The 17,861-nt window shown below is 74.0% G+C and carries 8 protein-coding genes; 2 read left to right on the top strand and 6 right to left on the bottom strand.

From position 1 onward, the window contains the following. The 6 genes from CUT83_RS19175 to CUT83_RS19150 form a co-directional block, all read right to left on the bottom strand. A partial coding sequence (locus tag CUT83_RS19175) for a type I polyketide synthase (protein ID WP_143688594.1) occupies nt 1-3,555 on the bottom strand: 3,555 nt, incomplete at its 3' end. A gap of 114 nt (nt 3,556-3,669) precedes the next feature. Continuing rightward, complete coding sequence (locus CUT83_RS19170) at nt 3,670-4,122, bottom strand: nuclear transport factor 2 family protein (RefSeq protein WP_101257100.1); 453 nt, start codon at nt 4,120-4,122, stop codon at nt 3,670-3,672. Between the two features lie 124 nt (nt 4,123-4,246). Next, nucleotides 4,247-5,131: an SDR family oxidoreductase gene (locus CUT83_RS19165; protein WP_101257099.1), complete on the bottom strand. Its 885-nt coding sequence runs from the start codon at nt 5,129-5,131 to the stop codon at nt 4,247-4,249. A gap of 18 nt (nt 5,132-5,149) precedes the next feature. Beyond that, nucleotides 5,150-6,538: a phthiocerol/phthiodiolone dimycocerosyl transferase family protein gene (locus tag CUT83_RS19160; protein WP_101257098.1), complete on the bottom strand. Its 1,389-nt coding sequence runs from the start codon at nt 6,536-6,538 to the stop codon at nt 5,150-5,152. After that, nucleotides 6,535-7,737 carry an FAD-dependent oxidoreductase gene (locus CUT83_RS19155; RefSeq protein ID WP_101257097.1) on the bottom strand — a complete coding sequence of 401 codons (1,203 nt, stop codon included), beginning with the start codon at nt 7,735-7,737 and terminating at the stop codon, nt 6,535-6,537. Before CUT83_RS19155 ends, CUT83_RS19160 begins: the two co-directional genes overlap by 4 nt. Next, entirely contained in the window at nt 7,734-14,972 is a 7,239-nt protein-coding gene (locus CUT83_RS19150; RefSeq protein ID WP_240958567.1) for a non-ribosomal peptide synthetase, read from the bottom strand. Before CUT83_RS19150 ends, CUT83_RS19155 begins: the two co-directional genes overlap by 4 nt. A gap of 320 nt (nt 14,973-15,292) precedes the next feature. On the opposite strand from CUT83_RS19150, the gene CUT83_RS19145 reads away from it, so the two are divergent. Next, on the top strand, nt 15,293-16,681 hold the full coding sequence (locus CUT83_RS19145) for a cytochrome P450 (RefSeq protein WP_101257095.1): 1,389 nt from the start codon (nt 15,293-15,295) through the stop codon (nt 16,679-16,681). Then, a partial coding sequence (ccrA, locus tag CUT83_RS19140) for a crotonyl-CoA carboxylase/reductase (protein ID WP_101257094.1) occupies nt 16,678-17,861 on the top strand: 1,184 nt, incomplete at its 3' end. The genes CUT83_RS19145 and ccrA, both read left to right, overlap by 4 nt.

The raw sequence follows: 17,861 nt of genomic DNA, 5'->3' as shown, positions 1-17,861 counted from the left end.
GAAGACGCCGGTGCGGGAACCGCGCAGCGACCCCGGATCGATCCCCGCCCGCTCCAGCGCCTCCCACGCCGTCTCCAGCAGCAACCGCTGCTGCGGATCGGTCGCCAACGCCTCCCGCGGCGAGATCCCGAAGAACTCCGCATCGAACCGGTCCGCATCATGCAGAAACCCGCCCCACCGCGTGTACGACGTCCCCACACTCTCCGGATCCGGGTCGTACAACGCCTCCAGATCCCACCCCCGGTTCTCCGGAAACCCCGAAACCGCATCCCGCCCCTCGGCCACCAGACGCCACAAGTCCTCCGGACCCCGCACCCCACCCGGGAACCGGCACCCGATCCCCACGATCGCGATCGGCTCGTCCACCGCCGCCACCGCCACCGGCGCCGAGGACCGCTCCTCCGCGGCCCCCTCCGATCCGCCCAACAGCTCGTCAAGGAGCCGGCCGGCCAGGGCCTCGGGGGTGGGGTGGTCGAACAGCAGGGAGGCGGGCAGGCGCAGACCGGTGGCGGTCTCCAGGTGGTTGCGCAGTTCGACCGAGCGCAGCGAGGTGAAGCCCAGGTCCCTGAAGGGCGTGCCGGGGTCCGCCGGTTCCGTGCCGGGCCGCTGGAGGACGACCGCGACGGCCGCGTCCACCAGGTCCAGCAGGACGCGTTCCCGTTCGGCGCCGGGCAGGCCGGCCAGTCGCCGCCGCAGCGCCCCGGAGGCGCTGTCGCCGTCCGGCGCCGCGGTCCCGGACGCGACGCCCCTGAGTCCGCCGCTTCCGGCCGGTGCGCCGTCGCGGCGCCGGCCGGCCGGGGCGGGCCAGTAGCGCTTCCGCTGGAAGGCGTAGGTGGGCAGGTCGCACGGGCGGGTGCCGGACGGGAAGACGGCGGACGGGTCCCAGACGGCGCCCACCGTGTGCAGTCGTGCGAGGGCGGCCACGGCGGTCCGGGCCTCGGGGCGGTCCTGCTGGAGGGCGGAGACCGTGGCCGGACGGGGCCGGGCGCCTTCGAGGGTGGTGGTGACGGCCTGGGTGAGGACAGGGGTCGGGGACAGCTCCAGGAACGTGGTGACGCCCTCTTCGCTCAGGGTCCGGATGCCGTCGGCGAAGCGGACGGTGGCCCTGATGTGCCGCACCCAGTACTCGGGGGAGGTGAGTTCCTCGTCGGTGGCGATCCGCCCGGTCACGTTCGACACCACCGGGATGCGGGCCGGTGCGTACGACAGGCTCCGGGCGACCTCGCGGAAGGCGTCGAGGATGCCGTCCATGTGCGGGGAGTGGCCGGCGACGGTGACGGCCAGGCGCTTGGTCTTGCGGTCCCGGGCCTTCCACCGGGCGCACAGGTCGAGCACGGCGTCCTCGTCGCCGGAGACGACCGTGCCGTCGGGCGAGTTGACCGCCGCGACCGAGACGCGGTCCGCGTACCGGCCGAGGTCGGCGAGGATCTCCTCCTCGCTCGCCTGGACGGCGGCCATGGCGCCCCCGGCGGCGGACTGGATGAGCCGGGCCCGCTCGACGGCCAGCAGGCACACGTCGGGCAGGGACAGCACCCCCGCGACGTGGGCGGCGGTGAGTTCGCCCATGGAGTGGCCGGTGAGGTGGTCGGGGGTCACGCCCCAGCTCTCGTAGAGCCGGTACAGGGCGGTCTCGACGGCGAGGAGGGCGGGCAGCGCGTAGTCGGTGCGGTCGAGCAGGGCGGCCTCGGGGGAGCCGGGCTCGGCGAGGATCAGTTCCCGCACGGGCCGGTCGAGGTGCCGGTCGAGCTGGTCGCAGACGGCGTCGAAGGCCGCCGCGTACACCGGGTGGGCCGCGTACAGCTCGCGTCCCATGCCCGCGCGCTGGCTGCCGCCCCCGCCGAAGAGGACGGCGAGGCGGCCTTCGGCCGGGGTGCCGGAGACGGTGTGGGCCGAGGGTGTGCCGTCGGCCAGGGCCCGCAGTCCGGCCAGGAGTTCGCCGCGGCCGGTGCCGACCACGGCGGCACGGTGCTCGAAGGCCGTGCGGGTGGTGGCGAGGGCGAGTCCCACCTCCGCGGGGCCGGTTCCGGGCCGGGAGTCGAGGTGGTCGGCCAGGCGGGCCGCCTGGGCCCGCAGGGCGGCCTCCGTGCGGCCGGAGAGCACCCAGGGCAGAGGGGCGGCGGGGGTGTCCGCGTCCCGGTCCGTCTCCCGGTCCGTCTCCCGTTCCGCCTCCCGGGCCGCCTCCCGGGCCGGCACGTGCGCCGTCTCCCGGTCCTGGTGCGGTGCCTCGGCGAGCACCATGTGGCAGTTGGTGCCGCCCACGCCCAGCGAGGTGACGCCGGCGAGCAGCGGGACGTCCTGCCGCGGCCAGGGGCCGAGTTCCCGCTGGACGCGCAGCCGCAGTTCGTCCAGGGGGACGGCGGGGCTGGGGGTGTGGTGGTGGAGGGTGGGCGGGAGTTCCCGGTGCCGGATGCCGAGGGCGACCTTGAGCAGGCCCACGACGCCCGCGGCGCCCTCCAGGTGGCCGATGTTCGTCTTGACCGAGCCCACCAGCAGCGGCGAGTCCGCCGGGCGGCCCCGGCCGGCGACGGTCCCCAGGGCCAGGGCCTCGACCGGGTCGCCCACGGGGGTGCCGGTGCCGTGCAGTTCGACGTACTGGAGGTCGGTGGGGTCGACTCCGGCGCGGCGGCAGGCCGCGCGGAGCACGGCGCTCTGCGTCTCGGCGCCGGGGGTGGTCAGACCGTCCGTGGCGCCGTCGTTGTTCACGGCGCTGCCCCGGATCACGCAGTACACGGGGTCGCCCGCGGCGAGGGCGGCGGAGAGCGGCTTGAGGACGGCCAGCGCGCCGCCCTCGCCGCGCACGGTCCCGTCGGCCTCCGCGTCCAGGACGCGGACGCGGCCGCCGGGCGAGAGCGCGCCGACCCGGGCGAGGGCGAGGGCGCTCTCGGGGATGAGGTCGAGGTTGACCCCGCCGGCGAGGGCCACGTCGCACTCCCCGGCGCGCAGGGCGGCGCAGGCGGTGTGCACGGCGACCAGGGAGGAGGACTGGGCGCTGTCGAGGGTCATGCTGGGGCCGCGCAGTCCGAGCGCGTACGACACCCGGTTGGCGATGATGCCGCGCTGGAGGCCGGTGAGGGTGTAGTGGTCGACGGCGCCGGGTCCGTACTCGTGCAGCAGGCGCGCGTAGTCGTCCCAGATGGCGCCGACGAAGATGCCGGTGCCGCTGCCGTCGAGGCCGCCGGGGAGGATCCGGGCGTCCTCCAGGGCCTCCCAGGCCAGTTCGAGCACCAGGCGCTGCTGCGGGTCCATGGCGAGGGCCTCGCCGGGCGAGATGCCGAAGAAGGCCGCGTCGAACTCGTCGACGCCGTCGACGAAGCCGCCCCGGCGGATGTCGGCCGCGCCGGGCGAGGGGGCGGAGGCGTCCCCGGTGTGCGGCTCCCCGGCACCCCAGCGTCCGGGCGGCACCTCTCCGACCGCGTCGGTGCCGCCGCGCAGCAGCCGCCAGAACTCCTCGGGGCTGCTCGCTCCGGGCAGTCTGCACGACAGGCCGATCACGGCGATCGGCTCGTCCGTCTGCGCACCCGGCGTGCTGCGGTCGCTGCGGCTCTGCTCGGTCATACGGTGCCCGTCCCTCGTGGTGTGTGTGTGCGTGGGAAGCCGTGGGCCCGGCACCGTCGCGGGGTGCCGGGCGTGTCGGGGGCCGGCGGTCGGGAGTGGCTCCCGCCGCGGAGGTCAGCGGCCGGCGAGTGCCTGGATGGCCTGCTTCCAGGCGACCTCGCCGCCGGCCGCCTCCATCACCAACCAGGGGTTCCAGAAGTCGCGGAAGAGCGTGATCCTGCCGTTGTCGAAGCGCACCACGGACAGGTACGTCTGGCGGTACCGGCCGCCGGTGGCGACCAGGGTGCAGTCGGCGGTGTAGGCGGCGACGAGCAGGCCGTCGTCGGTCACCGCGTAGAACTCCGGCTCGGAGAAGTCGGCCCGGAGCTGTTCGGCGAACATCCGCATCTGGGCGAGGAGCTCGTCCCTGCCGCGCATCGTGGTGGGGAATCCGGGCGCCGGGTAGGGGAATTCCAGGACGCCGTCGTCGGCGAACAGGCCGACCCACTCCTCGACCTTCCCCTGGGACAGCAGCTCCAGGCTGTGGGCGAACAGTCGCTTCAGTTCCTGCGGCTGGACTGCGGACATGTCGTCTCTCCTTCTGCGGGCTCCGCGCGGGACTCCGCGCGGTTTCGGACGGGGCTTCGGACGGAGGTCTCGGACGGAGGTCTCGGACGGGGCTTTCGGACGGGGGTTACGGGGGGGGTGGGGGTCAGCGGGAGGGCCGCACGACGGAGCCGAAGACGCGGTCGACGGCCCGGTCGGGCAGCAGCCGGGCCAGCAGGCGCCCGCCGGTCGCGTCGGCGCCGACGCCGTAACGGGTCCTGGGGCGCCTGGCGACGAGGGCGCGGAAGACGGTCCGGGCGACGTCGTCGGGGGTCTTGCGGCTGCCGCGGGCCTGCCGCTCGTTCGTCTCGACGAAGCGGAGGAAGGTGTCCCGGTACAGCTCCTGGAGCGGCGCGGCGGCGCCCTCGATCGTCCGGCCGGCCTCGGTGGACATCTTGTCCCAGATCGGGGTCATGATCGCGCCGGGCTGGACGACGCAGACCGTGATCCCCTGGGGGGCGAGCTCGCGGCGCAGGGCGTCGCTGAGGGCCTCCTTGGCGAACTGGGCGGCGGCGTAGGCCCCGAGGTAGGGGATGGCGACGTTCCCCAGGCCCGAGGTCACGTTCACGATGCGCCCGCCGCCGGCGCGCAGCAGCGGCAGGAAGCCCCGGACGACGGCGAGCTGGCCGACGACGTTGGTGTCGAGCTGGCGGCGCAGCAGCTCGGTGCCGACGCACTCCAGGGGGGCGGTGACGGCGATGCCCGCGTTGTTGACCAGGCCCCACAGGCCGTCCTCGCCGGTGTGCTCGCCGATCTCGCGCACGGCCTCGCCGACCGAGCCCTCGTCCGTCACGTCGAGCGTCACCGGGGTCAGCCGGCCGGTCGCCGCGCGGCGCAGCCGCTCGCCGTCCTCGGCGCGCCGGACCCCGGCGAAGACGTGGAAGCCCACGCGGGCCAGGTTCAGCGCGCAGGACTCCCCCAGTCCCGAGGAGGCTCCGGTGATGACGACGGCCCGCCCGTCGGGGGGCAGCAGACCCGACCTGTTCGACACGTGTTCCTCCGAGTTCTCTCAGGACTTGCTCGCCGCCAGGACCGCGTCGACGGATCCGGCGGCTATCCGCTCCGCCCGGTCCGCCGGCACGGCTCCCTCGACGTGGGTGAAGTTCCAGGCCATCCGCCCGTGGCTGGTGTTGACCGTCGCGCAGTACAGGGCGTTGACGGACAGTCCGGCGATGAACTGGGCGGACGAGACCCGCCACGGTCCGACGCCGCCGGGGAAGTCGTAGCGGCCGATGTTGGAGATGCAGAGGGTGATGGGGCCCTTCTCCTCCATGAAGCGGAGGAATCTGGCGCTTCTGTCCACCGACTTCGGCGACACCAGGCCCAAAGTCGCCACGGCGGTCAGGTGCTCGCCGCGCTGGCGGCGCCGTACCAGGTCCCGGCTGACGGTCCGCGCCATCGGCCACAGGGAGGCGTCCGGCCGGTAGTCGACGACGGTGGGCACGGTCGCCACGTAGGTGCCGATCTCCCGGTCGGTCACCTGTGGGACGAGCGCGTCGCGGAAGGTGATGGGGGAGCCGATCATCACGGGGCCCGGCCCGGCGCCGGCGTCCTCGGCCACGGCGCGGACCATGGCCGCCGCCAGTGCGCCGTGCACCGTGGTCTGCTCCCTGCGGCACGCCTCCGCGAGGTCGGCCAGCTGGTCGGCGGAGAGCGAGCGGTGCAGGAGCCGGGTGGTGCGCTCCCGGAACGGCACCCGCCGGGTGGCCTCCATCCGGCGGGGCTTCAGCCGGCGCGCGGCGCCCTGGTCGGTCAGCTGCTGGGCGGCGATCCGGCGCAGGCCGGACAGGCCGCGGTGGTCGGGGGGGAGCATTCCCTCGGGTGCGGGCAGGACGCGTTCGGGCCAGACCGTGAGTCCGTCGGGGTCGAGGTCGCCCGCCTCGATCTCGGCGGCGAGTTCGATCCACTGCCGCATCAGGGTGAGGACGGTGGTGCCGTCCGCGATGCAGTGCGGCAGGGTGAGCAGGAGGTCGTGGACGTCCTGCTCGCCGGGCTCGGCGCCGGAGGCGCTGATCACGACGGCGCGTGCCAGCGGGCCCCTGCTCCAGTCGACCGGGGTGACCAGTTCGTGTCCGTTGACCTCCCGCTCCCAGCGGTCGTCGGCGGTCGCCTCCCCGGGCGCCCCGGCGGTCACCGAGCGCAGCGGGATCGGGTTCCCGGGGGCCGCCGTGAAGCGGGGTCTGCGGCCCGCGGCGTCGGCCCGGATGGCGGTGCGGAGCATCGGGTGGCGCTGTTGCAGGGCGTCCAGCGCCTGGGCCAGGAGCTCCTCCGACAGTCCGCCGTGGATTCGGGCGTGCGAGATGACGTTGAGCGGGGAGATCTGGTCGACGATCCAGTACCAGCGCTCCAGTGGGCTCAGCGGGCGTTCTGCCTCGGTGTGCGCGGCGGGCCGCTTCACGGCTGCACCTCCATCGTGTGGTCGTCTGTGGCGCGGGTGCCGGGGAAGTCCAGGTACTCCGCGTTCTGCTTGTCGAGCACCGAGGAGGGCGCCAGGCGGAAGAAGAGATTCCGGCCCATCAGCCGCAGTGGGCTCTCGGTCTGTTCCAGCCCGCTGAGCGCGTGCGCCCCCTCGACGATCCGGCGCGTACGGGGACGGCGTTCCGCCTCGTAGGCCCGCAGGGCCCGCTGCGGGCTGCCGGGCTCCCGGGCGAGGTGGTGGGCGAGGACGACGGCGTCCTCCACGGCCATGCACGCGCCCTGGCCGAGGCTGGTCATCATGGGGTGGGCCGCGTCGCCCAGCAGCGTGACCGGTCCCCGCCCCCAGCTCTCCAGGAACGGGCGGTCGCGCGCGGGGAACGCGGTGATCTGCTCGAACGGGGTCGCGGCGACGGCGGCCCGCACCTCGTCGGCCCAGCCGGCGTAGGCGCGGACGATCTCGTCCTTGTCGCCGTCCCAGTCGCGGGCGCGCTCCGCGGGCATGTTCTTCGTGCCCCACCAGTAGACCCGGCCGCCGCCGATGTTGGCGAGTCCGAAGCGCCGCCCGCGGCCCCAGTAGTGGGCGCCGTACTGCTTGGTGACGCGCGGATGGGTGAACTCGGGGGTGGCGACCCAGCAGAGGTAGCCGGTCTCGCGCGGTGTCTCGGGGCCGGCGATCTGCCGCCGGACCGCCGAGCCGAAGCCGTCGGCGCCGATGAGCACGTCGCCGCGGGCCTCGCGGCCGTCCTCGAAGTGGACGCGCACGCCGTCGCCGTCGGGGGTGAAGCCGGTGGCCGCCGCGCCGAGTACGACCGGGCAGTCGCCGGCCTGCTCCAGCAGCAGCCGCTGGAGCAGGGTGCGGGTGACACCGAAGCTGGGGGCGCCCAGCCGGTCGCAGATCTCCTTGAACCGCAGCGTGCGGATGACCCTGCCGCGGGCGGTGAGGAAGTGGAGCTCCTCCAGGATCTCGGCGTTCTCCTCCAGCCGGAGGTCGATGCCCAGGGTGCGCAGCGCCACCACCGCGTTGGTCATGAAGGACAGCGCCCCGCCGGCGGGCCGCAGTTCCCGCGCCCGCTCGTAGACCTCGACGTCCATGCCGACCCGCCGCAGGCAGGCCGCCGCGGCCAGCCCGCCGATGCCTGCCCCGACGACGATCGCCTTCCTGTTCCGGCCTGTCGTCACTGTGCCGCCCCTTCGTCGGTGAGTACCGGTTCCCGGCCCGCTTGGCCGTCCGGCTCCTCCGTCCCCGCGGCCATCGCCCCGGCGACGGCCCGGCCGACGGACCGCACGTGCGGCTCGTCCAGGAGGAGGAGGTGGTCGCCGGAGACGTCGACGACGTCCACCCGGCCGCTGGTGAGGGTCGCCCAGCCGTTGGCCGGGGCGTCGTGCAGGGTGCGGGCCGCTCCGTGCATGGGCCTGAGGACGTCGGGCAGCGGCGCGGTCGCCTTGACCAGGGTGACGTCGACGGGGTCGGGGTCGGGCTGGTAGTCGCGCAGCGAGGCCCAGTTGGCCTTGTAGACCTCGAAGAGCCGGCGGACGGCCGAGCCGGCGCCGCGGGCGGACACGATCCCGGCCCGGGCCGCGCGCTCGGCGATGAAGTCGAGCCGCTCGTCGTCGGTCCCGAGCTCGTCGGGGATGCGTTCGACGGGGGCGCTGCCTCCGCGGTCGACCCAGATCAGCTCCCAGAAGAACCACTCCATCATGGCGCGCTCGGCCACGTCCGGGCGTTCCCCGGGCGAGGGGGCGATGGAGTCCAGGAGGATCAGGGAGGCCACCTCGTCCCGTCCGGAGCGCTTCAGCTGCCGGGCCATCTCGAAGGCGACGAAGCCCCCGAAGGACCAGCCGCCCAGGTGGTAGGGGCCTTCGGGCTGCACTCCGCGGATGGCCTCCAGGTAGCTCCCGGCGAGCCCCTCCATGGTGGCGACCGGCTCGGTGCCCGGTTCCGCGCCGGCCGCCTGGAGCGCGTACAGCGGCTGGTCGTCGGGCAGGTGCCGGGCCAGGCGCACGTAGCACAGGACGTTGCCGCCCAGGGGGTGGACGAGGAACAGGGGCGGCCGGCTCCCCTCGCTCCTGATGGGCACCACGGGGTCGAAGGCGGCGGCCGCGTCCCCGGTGCGCAGCAGTTCGGCGAGCCGGGCGACGGTGGGGGCGGCGACGAAGGCCGTCAGCGGGACGCGCACGCCGAACCGCTTCTCGATGGTGACGATCAGCCGCATCGCCGTCAGCGACGTGCCGCCGCTCTCGAAGAAGTCGTCGTGGATCCCGAACCCGGGGCGCCCCAGCATCTCGCCGAAGATGTCGGTCAGCGCCCGCTCGTGGGCGTCGCGCGGCGGGGCCGAGCCGGCTTCCCGCCGGGTCTCCAGCGGTATCCGCCGCAGCGCCGCGTCGTCGCGCTTGCCGCTGGGGGTCAGCGGCAGGCGCGGCAGCCAGGCCAGGTGCGCGGGGACCATGTACTCGGGGAGCACGGCGCGGAGCCGCTTGCGGACCTCCTCCAGGTCGGCGGAGCCCTCCTCGCCGAGGAGGAAGGCCACGAGGAAGGAGTCGAGGCCGTCGCCGCGCCCGCGGGCCACCACGGCGGCGCCGCGGATGCCGGGGAAGTCGTCGGACATCGCGGTGAGGGCGATCTCGATCTCGGCCGGCTCGACGCGGAATCCGCGCACCTTGACCTGGTTGTCGGCGCGGCCCAGCCAGACGGTGTCCCCGCCGGGCAGGACCCGGCCGAGGTCGCCGGTGCGGTAGAGCCGCACGCCCGGCTTCCCGCCGGGGTGCGGGACGAAGCGCTCCTCGGTCAGGTCGGGGCGGCCGCGGTAGCCGAGCGCCAGGCAGGCGCCGCCGAGGTAGATCTCGCCCTGGACGCCGGCGGGCACCGGCCGCAGCCGGGAGTCGAGCACATGGATCTCGGCGCCGTCGACGGCGGTGCCGATCGGGGGCAGGGCGGGCCAGCCGGCGGGGTCGCCCGAGAGCAGGTGGGCGCTGGCGATGTTGGTCTCGGTCGGCCCGTACTGGTTCTCCAGCAGGGTGCCGGGGCGGGCCGCGCAGAAGCGGCGTACCTCCTCGGTGACGCGCAGCTGCTCACCGGAGGAGATCAGGACGCGCAGGGCGCGCGGCCGGACGCCCAGCAGCTGTGACGCCTCGGCGATCTGCTGGAGGGCGACGAACGGCATGAACCAGCGCTCGATCTCCTGCTCGTCCATCAGCCGCAGCAGCGCGGAGGGGTCGCGGCGGTCCGGCTCGGACACCAGATGGAGGGTGCCGCCCGCGGCCAGGGTGGAGAAGATCTCCTGGAAGGAGACGTCGAAGCTGAGCGGGGCGAACTGAAGGGTGCGGGCGCCGGGCGCGGCGGTCTCCGCGCGCAGCTGCCACTGCGTGTAGTTGGCCCACAGCCGGTGCGGGAGCTCGACGCCCTTGGGTTCGCCGGAGGAGCCGGAGGTGAACAGGATCAGTGCCAGGCTGTCCAGGGGGAGCGCCCCGGCGCCCCGCTCCCCGGCCTCCGGAGTCCCGGCCTCCGGAGTCCCGGTCTCCGGAGTCCCGGTCTCCGGAGTCCCGCCGTCCGGGCCGGGCATGGGGATCGACTCGACCGGCAGGACGAGCCCGGGGTCGGGGACGAGTCCGGCGTGCCGCTCGTGGGCGACGACCCGGAACGGCCGGGCCCGCTCCACCATGCGGGCGATGCGCTCCGGCGGGTAGCTGACGTCCAGCGGTACGCACGCCGCCCCGGCCCGCAGGACGCCGATCACGGTCGCGATCATCTCGGGGGAGCGGTCCAGCGCGATCCCGACGCCGGCCCCGGGCTCCACGCCCAGCTCGTGCAGGCGCCGGGTGACCTGCCGCGCCGCCCGCTCCAGCTCCGCGTACGTCCACCGGGTGCCGCCGTGCACGACGGCCTCGGCGTCCGGCCGCCGGGCGGCCGTGGCGGCGAACAGGCTCATGACGTCGGCGGGTTCCGCGGCCGGGTTCGCGGGCAGTTCGTCCGACTCCACCAGGAAATGGAAGTCCGGTGCCTCCTCGGGGTGTTCGACGATGCGGCGGAGGATCGCGGTGTAGGTGTCGGCCAGCAGGTCCGCCTGTGCGGCGGTGAACGCCCGGCCCGCGCAGTTCAGGCGCAGCCGGGTGCGCCCGTCGCGGGGGTCGACGATCGCGTTCACCAGCAGCGCGAAGTTGGTCTCCTCGTAGGTCGTCAGGTCCAGCAGCTCCAGGTCCGCCCGGGCGAACAGCTCCTCCAGGGTGTGCAGCCGCACGAAGGTGAAGGCCGAGTCCAGAAGCGGGGCGCCGCCGCGGTCGTCCTGCACGGCGCTGAGGGGGTAGGCGCGGTGGGGGTGGGAGTCGCGCTCCTGGCGGACGACGTCGCGGACGGTCTCCAGCCAGCTCTCCTGCCCCGGGCGCAGGCGGAACGGCATCGTGTTGAGGAACAGGCCCGCGATCCGGTCGGCCCCCTCCGTCTCCGGACGGCCGTGCGTCACCAGGCCCGTGGTGACGTCGTCGGCGCCCGCCAGGAGCCGCAGGGTCAGGCAGTGCGCGGTGAACAGGACCAGCCGCAGCGGCAGGGCGTGGCCGCGCGCGAAGCCCCTGAGCGCCTCGTCGAGGTCGGCGGGGAGTTCCACGTGGCGCACCACGCTCTCCTCGCCCGGCGAGGGCTCGTACGGCACGAACGGGTCGAGCTGTACGGGCTCGGCGCCGTCGAGCAGGTCGCGCCAGTATTCCCGGGTCTCGCGGGACTCCAGCAGCCGCCGCTCGTCGCGCACGTGGAGGGCCGGGGAGGGCAGGGCGGCACCGGGCACCGGCGCCACGTCCGCGCCGAGGCCGTGCAGGTAGTCCCGCAGCAGCTCGGACATCAGGCCGGCGACGCTCCAGCCGTCGAGGATCGCGTGGTGGAAGCTGAGGACGAGATCGAGGCGGCCTTCGTCGCGGACGTGCGCGTGCAGGTGGTACAGACCGGGACGCTCGTGGTCGTACGGGTGACGGCGCCGCTCCTCGATGTGCTCGCGCAGTGCCCTCTCGGCGGCCGTCCCGTCGGTGCCGCGCAGGTCGGCGACCGACAGCACGCCCGTCACGCGGGGATGGACGATCTGCAGCGGCTCGGAGTGGCCGGCCAGGGCGAAGGAGGAGCGCAGGGCGGGGTGGCGGGCGACGAGCCGGTCCGCGGCGGCGCGGAAGGCCGGTTCGTCCCAGGCGCAGGCGAGGCGGTAGTGGAAGACGTCGCGGTAGACGGTGGAGGTCTTCTCCTCACTGCTGTGGTAGAGCATGCCCAGGTGGAGTCGCGTGGCCGGGTAGGCGTCCTCGGCCCCGGTGCCGAGCAGCCGGGCCCGGTCCACCCCGGGCACCAGGGCGAACGGCTCGGGGGCGGCCTCGCCGTCGTCCGCGGTCACGGGGGTGACGCGGGCGGCCAGTTCGGCGACGGTGGTGTACCGGGCCAGGTCCGGGAGGGTGACCCGCAGGCCGCGCTTCTCCGCCTCCGCGCGGACCCGCAGCATCAGGATCGAGTCGCCGCCGAGCGCGAAGTAGTCGTCGTGGGGCCCGACCCGGCCCGCTCCGAGCACCTTCGACCAGATCTCCGCGAGCGCCGCCTCCGTGGCGTTGCGCGGAGCCTGCCCGGAACCCGCCCCTCGGTCCGCCTCCGCGGGGAGCAGCCGCCGCAGGCCGCCGCGGTCGGCCTTCCCGTTGGGGGTCAGCGGGATCCGGTCGACGCGGACGTACCGCGCCGGGATCATGTAGTCGGGCAGCGACTCGGCGAGCGCGGCGCGGAGGCCGGCCGCGTCCAGGTCGCGGTCGGCGACGTAGCAGCCGACCAGCCGCACCGAGCGGTCCTGGCCGACCGTGTCGACCACCACCGCGCCGCGGACGCCGGGCACCCGGGAGAGCCGGTGCTCGACCTCGCCGAGCTCCACCCGGTTGCCGCGGACCTTCACCTGGCCGTCCATGCGGCCCAGGTACTCCAGTTCGCCGTCCGCGAGCCTGCGTGCCAGGTCACCGGTGCGGTACAGGCGCCCGCCGGGGGTGAACGGGTCGTCGGTGAACTTCCGCGCGGTCAGCTCCGGGCGGCCGAGGTAGCCGCGCGCGACGCCGTCGCCGGCGATGCACAGCTCGCCGGGGGCGCCGACGGGCTGGGGATTGCCGTGCCGGTCCAGGACGTGGAGGCGGATGTTGTCGATGGGCCGGCCGATGGGCACCCGGCCGACGGGCCGGGAGGGGTCGCCGGGGCAGTCGTGGAAGGAGACGTCGACGGTCGCCTCGGTCGGGCCGTACAGGTTGACCAGCCGGGTGCCGGCCGGGCCGAGGAGCCGGTTGAAGCGGTCGACCTGCTCCGGGGGCAGCGCCTCGCCGCTGCAGAAGACGCGGCGCAGCGAGCCCGCCTCGCCGCGCAGCTCGGGCCGGTCCTCCAGCAGGTCGAGGAAGGGCCCGAACATCGACGGGACGAAGTGGACGACGGTGACGCCCCGCTCGCCGATGGTGCGCAGCGTCTCGCGCGGGTCCTTCTCGGCGCCGGGCGCGAGCAGGGCGAGCCGCGCGCCGGCGAGTCCCCACCAGAACAGCTCCCACACCGACACGTCGAAGGAGATCGGGGTCTTCTGCAGCAGCACGTCGCCGTCGCCGACCGCGTAGCGGCGCTGCATCCAGGTGAGCCGGTTGACGACCGAGCGGTGCTCGACCATGACGCCCTTGGGCCGGCCGGTGGAGCCCGAGGTGTAGAGCACGTACGCCAGGTCGTGCGGTCCGCCGGAGTCCGGCAGCGGCCCGAAGGGCCCGGTGAGGGGTTCGTCCGCGCGGCGGACGACGGCCGGGCCCCGGGGCGGCGCGGGGGTGCCGGGGCCGGTCAGGACCACCCGGGCGCCGCTGTCCTCCAGCAGGAGGCGGATGCGCTCGGCGGGGTGTGCGGGGTCCACCGGCACGTACGCGGCGCCGGCCTTCAGCACGGCGAGGACGGCCACCAGCGTGGACGTGGAGCGCTCCAGCGCGACGGCCACCCGGTCGCCGGGCTCCACGCCGTCCGCGCGCAGGGCGCGTGCCAGGCGGCCCGCCCGCGCGTCCAGTTCGGCGTAGGTGAGGGCGTCGCCGCTTCCCGGGCCGACGACCGCGGTGCGGTCGGGGGTCCGCGCGGCCTGCTCCTCGAAGAGGCCGTGCAGGGTCCGGTCCGCCGGGTACTCCACCGCGGTCCGGTTGAGGCCGTGGACGATCTCCTCGCGCTCGTCCGGGTCGAGCATCCCGATCGCGCCGACGGGGCGGTCGGGGTCGCGCAGGGCGTCCAGGACCAGGTTGCGGATGTGGCGGCCCAGGGCCGCGGCGGGGAAGTCCTCGTCGAAGACGTCACGGGCGTAGTCGAGTTCGACGGTGATGTCGCCGGTGCCGGCCGTCTCGGCGACCACGACCGCGAGGGCGTCCCCGTCGTGTGCGCGGGTCCCGCCGGCGAACTCCTGCCGCAGGCCCGGGATCTCCCGGGGGCTCGGCCACTGGACGTAGGAGACCGTGACGTCGAACAGCTCGCGGGGGCTGCCGGGCGGGAGGTCCCGCAGGACGTCCCCCAGCGGCAGCCGCTCGTGGCGCTGGAGTTCGCGGGAGCCGGCCTGGACGGCGGCGACGAGCTCCGCGAAGGTCGCGGCCTCCCCCACGGGCACCCGCAGCGGGAGGGTGTTGGCGAAGTGGCCGACCGTGCGCCGCTGCGTCCTGCCCCGCCGGTTGAACAGCGGGACGCCGATGACCACGTCGTCGGCGAGGTGGACGCGGGAGAGGTAGGCGGCGAAGGCGGCCGTGACGAAGGCGAACGGCGACTCGCCGCGCTCGCGGATCCGCTCGGCGGCCTCGCGCGGCAGCCCGAAGGAGTGGCGTCCGCTGCCGCGTGATCCGCTGGGCGCCCGCCTGGTGAACAGCGGCGGGACGGCACCCGCCAGGGCGGTGCGGAAGTGGTCGCGGTCCCTGCCGTACTGCGGGGAGTCGCGGTAGCGCTCCTCGTCCTCCAGGGCGGCGAGGCAGGACGGGGCCGGCGCGTCGTCGGCCTCCCCCGCGTAGTGGGCGCGGACCTGCTCCAGGAGGAGGTTCAGACCCCAGGCGTCGGTGAGGATGTGGTGGGCCTTCACATAGGCGTGGGCCGCGGTGCCGCTCTCCTTGAGCACCGCCAGCTCGTACGCCGGGCCCCCGGTGAGGGGCAGGGGGCGTCCGAAGGACTCGGCCATCCACGCCTCGCAGGCCGCCCGGGGGTCGGGCTCGCCGGTGAAGTCCAGCATCCGCACCCGCGGCTCGCCGGAGGAGTCCACGCGCTGGAGGGGGGTCCCGTCCTCCTCCGTGAACCGCAGGCGGAGGGCGTCGTTGCGGCGGACCGCCTCCAGCAGGCAGGCCGCGAGCCGGTCGGTGTCGACCGGGCCCGTCAGCCGCTGGGAGACGAAGAGATTGAACTGGGGGAGCTTCGGAAGCAGGGCGTTGGCCACCCAGATATCACGTTGGTATGCCGTCAGCGGTGCCCACTCGAATGAATTCAAGATGTCCTCTACTCGGGTCGCCTCGGAGTCCAATCTCGCACCCGAACCCTGACCCGGGAATTTCGGATCATCCAGAAAGCCCCGGGACTGGTACTGGGAGTACCAGCACCGCGGTACCCGCATGAACGGCTCTCCCCTGCCGACTCCTCGGATCAAGTGCGGAAAGCGGGAAAATTCACCGGCCCCTCTGGCGAAATCCCGTCCCGGGTGACAAGAATCCTTGGACGAACGCCTCGGCCGTCGTCGGGTCACCCCTGGGAGGAAGTTCCGTGAGCGCACAAGTACCGCTGGTCGCCGCCCACCCCGTGCTCGGGTCGCTGCGGGATCTCCGCCACGACACCCTGGGCGCCTACCTCAGGGCCCGGCGCGACCACGGTGACGTGGTCAGGTTCGACGCCGGCCCGCCGGGGCTGCGCGCCAGCCTCTACGCGGTCTTCTCCCCCGAGGGCGTGCAGCAGGTGCTCGGCTCCCAGGCGTCGAACTTCCGCAAGGAGAACGACGTCTACACCGAGATCCGGGAGTCCATCGGAAACGGCCTGCTGACCAGCCAGGACGATGATTACATCCGGCAGCGCCGCATGATCCAGCCGCTTTTCACCCGCCGCCGGGTGGACGCATATGCCAGTGCCGTGTACGGTGAGGCCGTCGCCACTGCCGACCGCTGGAACTCGCTTTCCGAAAAAGTCGTCGACGCGGCCGAGGAAATGGCCGAGTTCGCACTCAGAACGGTCACCCGCGTTCTTTTCGGAGCCGATATCGATGCCGCCGCGGACGTCGTCCGGAGAAATTTCCCGGTCATCGGCGAGAGCGTCCTGCGACGCGGTGTGACACCGTTGCGCCTGCCCCGCCACTGGCCGACTCCGGCCAACCGCCGGACGCAGGCGGCCCAGCGGGAGCTGTACGCCATCTGCGACCGCATCATCGCCGAGCGTTCCGCCGCTCCGGGCGAGGCCGACGACATGATCTCCCGGCTGATCCTGGCCCGCGACGAGGACGGGTCGGCCCTCTCCCCCGACGCGATCCGCGACCAGGTACTGGTCTTCCTCCTCGCCGGGCACGAGACGACGGCGACCGCGCTCGCCTTCGCCCTGCACCTGCTCGCGTGCCACCCCGAGGCCCAGGAGAAGGCGCACGCCGAGGTCGACACGGTGCTGTCCGGTGGTGCGGCCGGCGCGGAGCACCTGGACGAACTGCCCTATCTGACGCGGGTCTTCAAGGAGGCTCTGCGAATGTACCCCTCGGTCGCGATCATGGGCCGCCGCAGCGTGGCCGACAGCGAGGTCTGCGGCTTCCACATCCCCGGCGGCTCCGACGTCTACGTGAGCCCGTGGGTCACCCAGCGCCACCCCGGCCACTGGGACCACCCCGACCGGTTCGACCCCGACCGGTTCGCCCCGGAGCCGGAGGCCGCGCGCCCCCGGTACGCCTGGTTCCCCTTCGGCGGCGGCCCCCGTGCCTGCATCGGCCAGTACTTCGCCATGCTGGAGGGCGTCATCGGCCTGGCCGGCCTGCTCCAGCGCTTCCGCCTCACCGCTCCGAAGACCGAGATCGCCCTCCAGCTCGGCATGACCCTGCGCGCCGCGGAACCGGCGCACGTGCGCCTGACACCCCGCGACGGCGCCCGCGGCCGGGTACCGGGGAGGGCGGGAACGGCGTGAGGGAGATCCTGGACGCGGTCCTCGCGTCGGACAGCAAGCCCGCCGACTTCGCCAACCTGGCGCTGCCCGAGTCCTACCGCGCGGTCACCGTACACAAGGACGAGGCCGACATGTTCGCCGGAATGCCCACCCGGGAGAAGGACCCGCGCAAGTCCCTGCACCTGGACGAGGTGCCCCTGCCGGAGCTGGGCCCCGGCGAGGCCCTGGTGGCGGTCATGGCCTCCTCGGTGAACTACAACTCGGTGTGGACCTCGATCTTCGAACCGGTGCCCACCTTCGGCTTCCTGGAGCGCTACGGCCGCACCTCGGAGCTGGCCAAGCGCCACGACCTGCCGTACCACATCATCGGCTCCGACCTGGCCGGCGTGGTGCTGCGCACCGGCCCCGGCGTCAACGCCTGGCAGCCCGGCGCCGAGGTCGTCGCCCACTGCCTGTCGGTGGAACTGGAGAACGCCGACGGCCACAACGACACCATGCTCGACCCCGAACAGCGCATCTGGGGCTTCGAGACCAACTTCGGCGGCCTGGCCGAGATCGCCCTGGTCAAATCCAACCAGCTCATGCCCAAGCCCGCCCACCTGTCCTGGGAGGAAGCCGCCGCCCCCGGCCTGGTCAACTCCACCGCCTACCGGCAACTGGTCTCCCGCAACGGCGCCGCCATGAAACAGGGCGACAACGTCCTCATCTGGGGCGCGAGCGGCGGCCTGGGCTCCTACGCCACCCAGATGGCCCTGGCCGGCGGCGCCCACCCCATCTGCGTGGTCTCCTCCCCTCAGAAGGCCGACATCTGCCGCGCCATGGGCGCCGAGTCGATCATCGACCGCAACGCCGAGGACTACCGCTTCTGGAAGGACGAGCACACCCAGGACCCCCGCGAATGGAAGCGCTTCGGCAAGCGCATCCGCGAACTCACCGGCGGCGAGGACGTGGACATCGTCTTCGAGCACCCGGGCCGCGAGACCTTCGGCGCCTCCGTCTACGTCACCCGCAAGGGCGGCACCATCACCACCTGCGCCTCAACTTCCGGCTACATGCACAGCTACGACAACCGCTACCTGTGGATGAGCCTCAAGCGCATCATCGGCTCCCACTTCGCCAACTACCGCGAGGCCTGGGAGGCCAACCGCCTGATCGCCAAGGGCAAGATCCACCCCACCCTGTCCAGGACGTACTCCCTGGC

The sequence above is a fragment of the Streptomyces barkulensis genome (genome assembly GCF_002843305.1).
Classification (GTDB): domain Bacteria; phylum Actinomycetota; class Actinomycetes; order Streptomycetales; family Streptomycetaceae; genus Streptomyces; species Streptomyces barkulensis.
The sequence above is the reverse complement of the archived record's forward strand: the minus strand, read 5'-3'. Positions and strand labels throughout refer to the sequence as shown.

Coding starts and splice junctions, on each gene's coding strand:
- CUT83_RS19170 (WP_101257100.1), bottom strand. CDS start 4,122: ATGTCCGCAGTCCAGCCGCAGGAACTGAAGCGACTGTTCGCCCACAGC.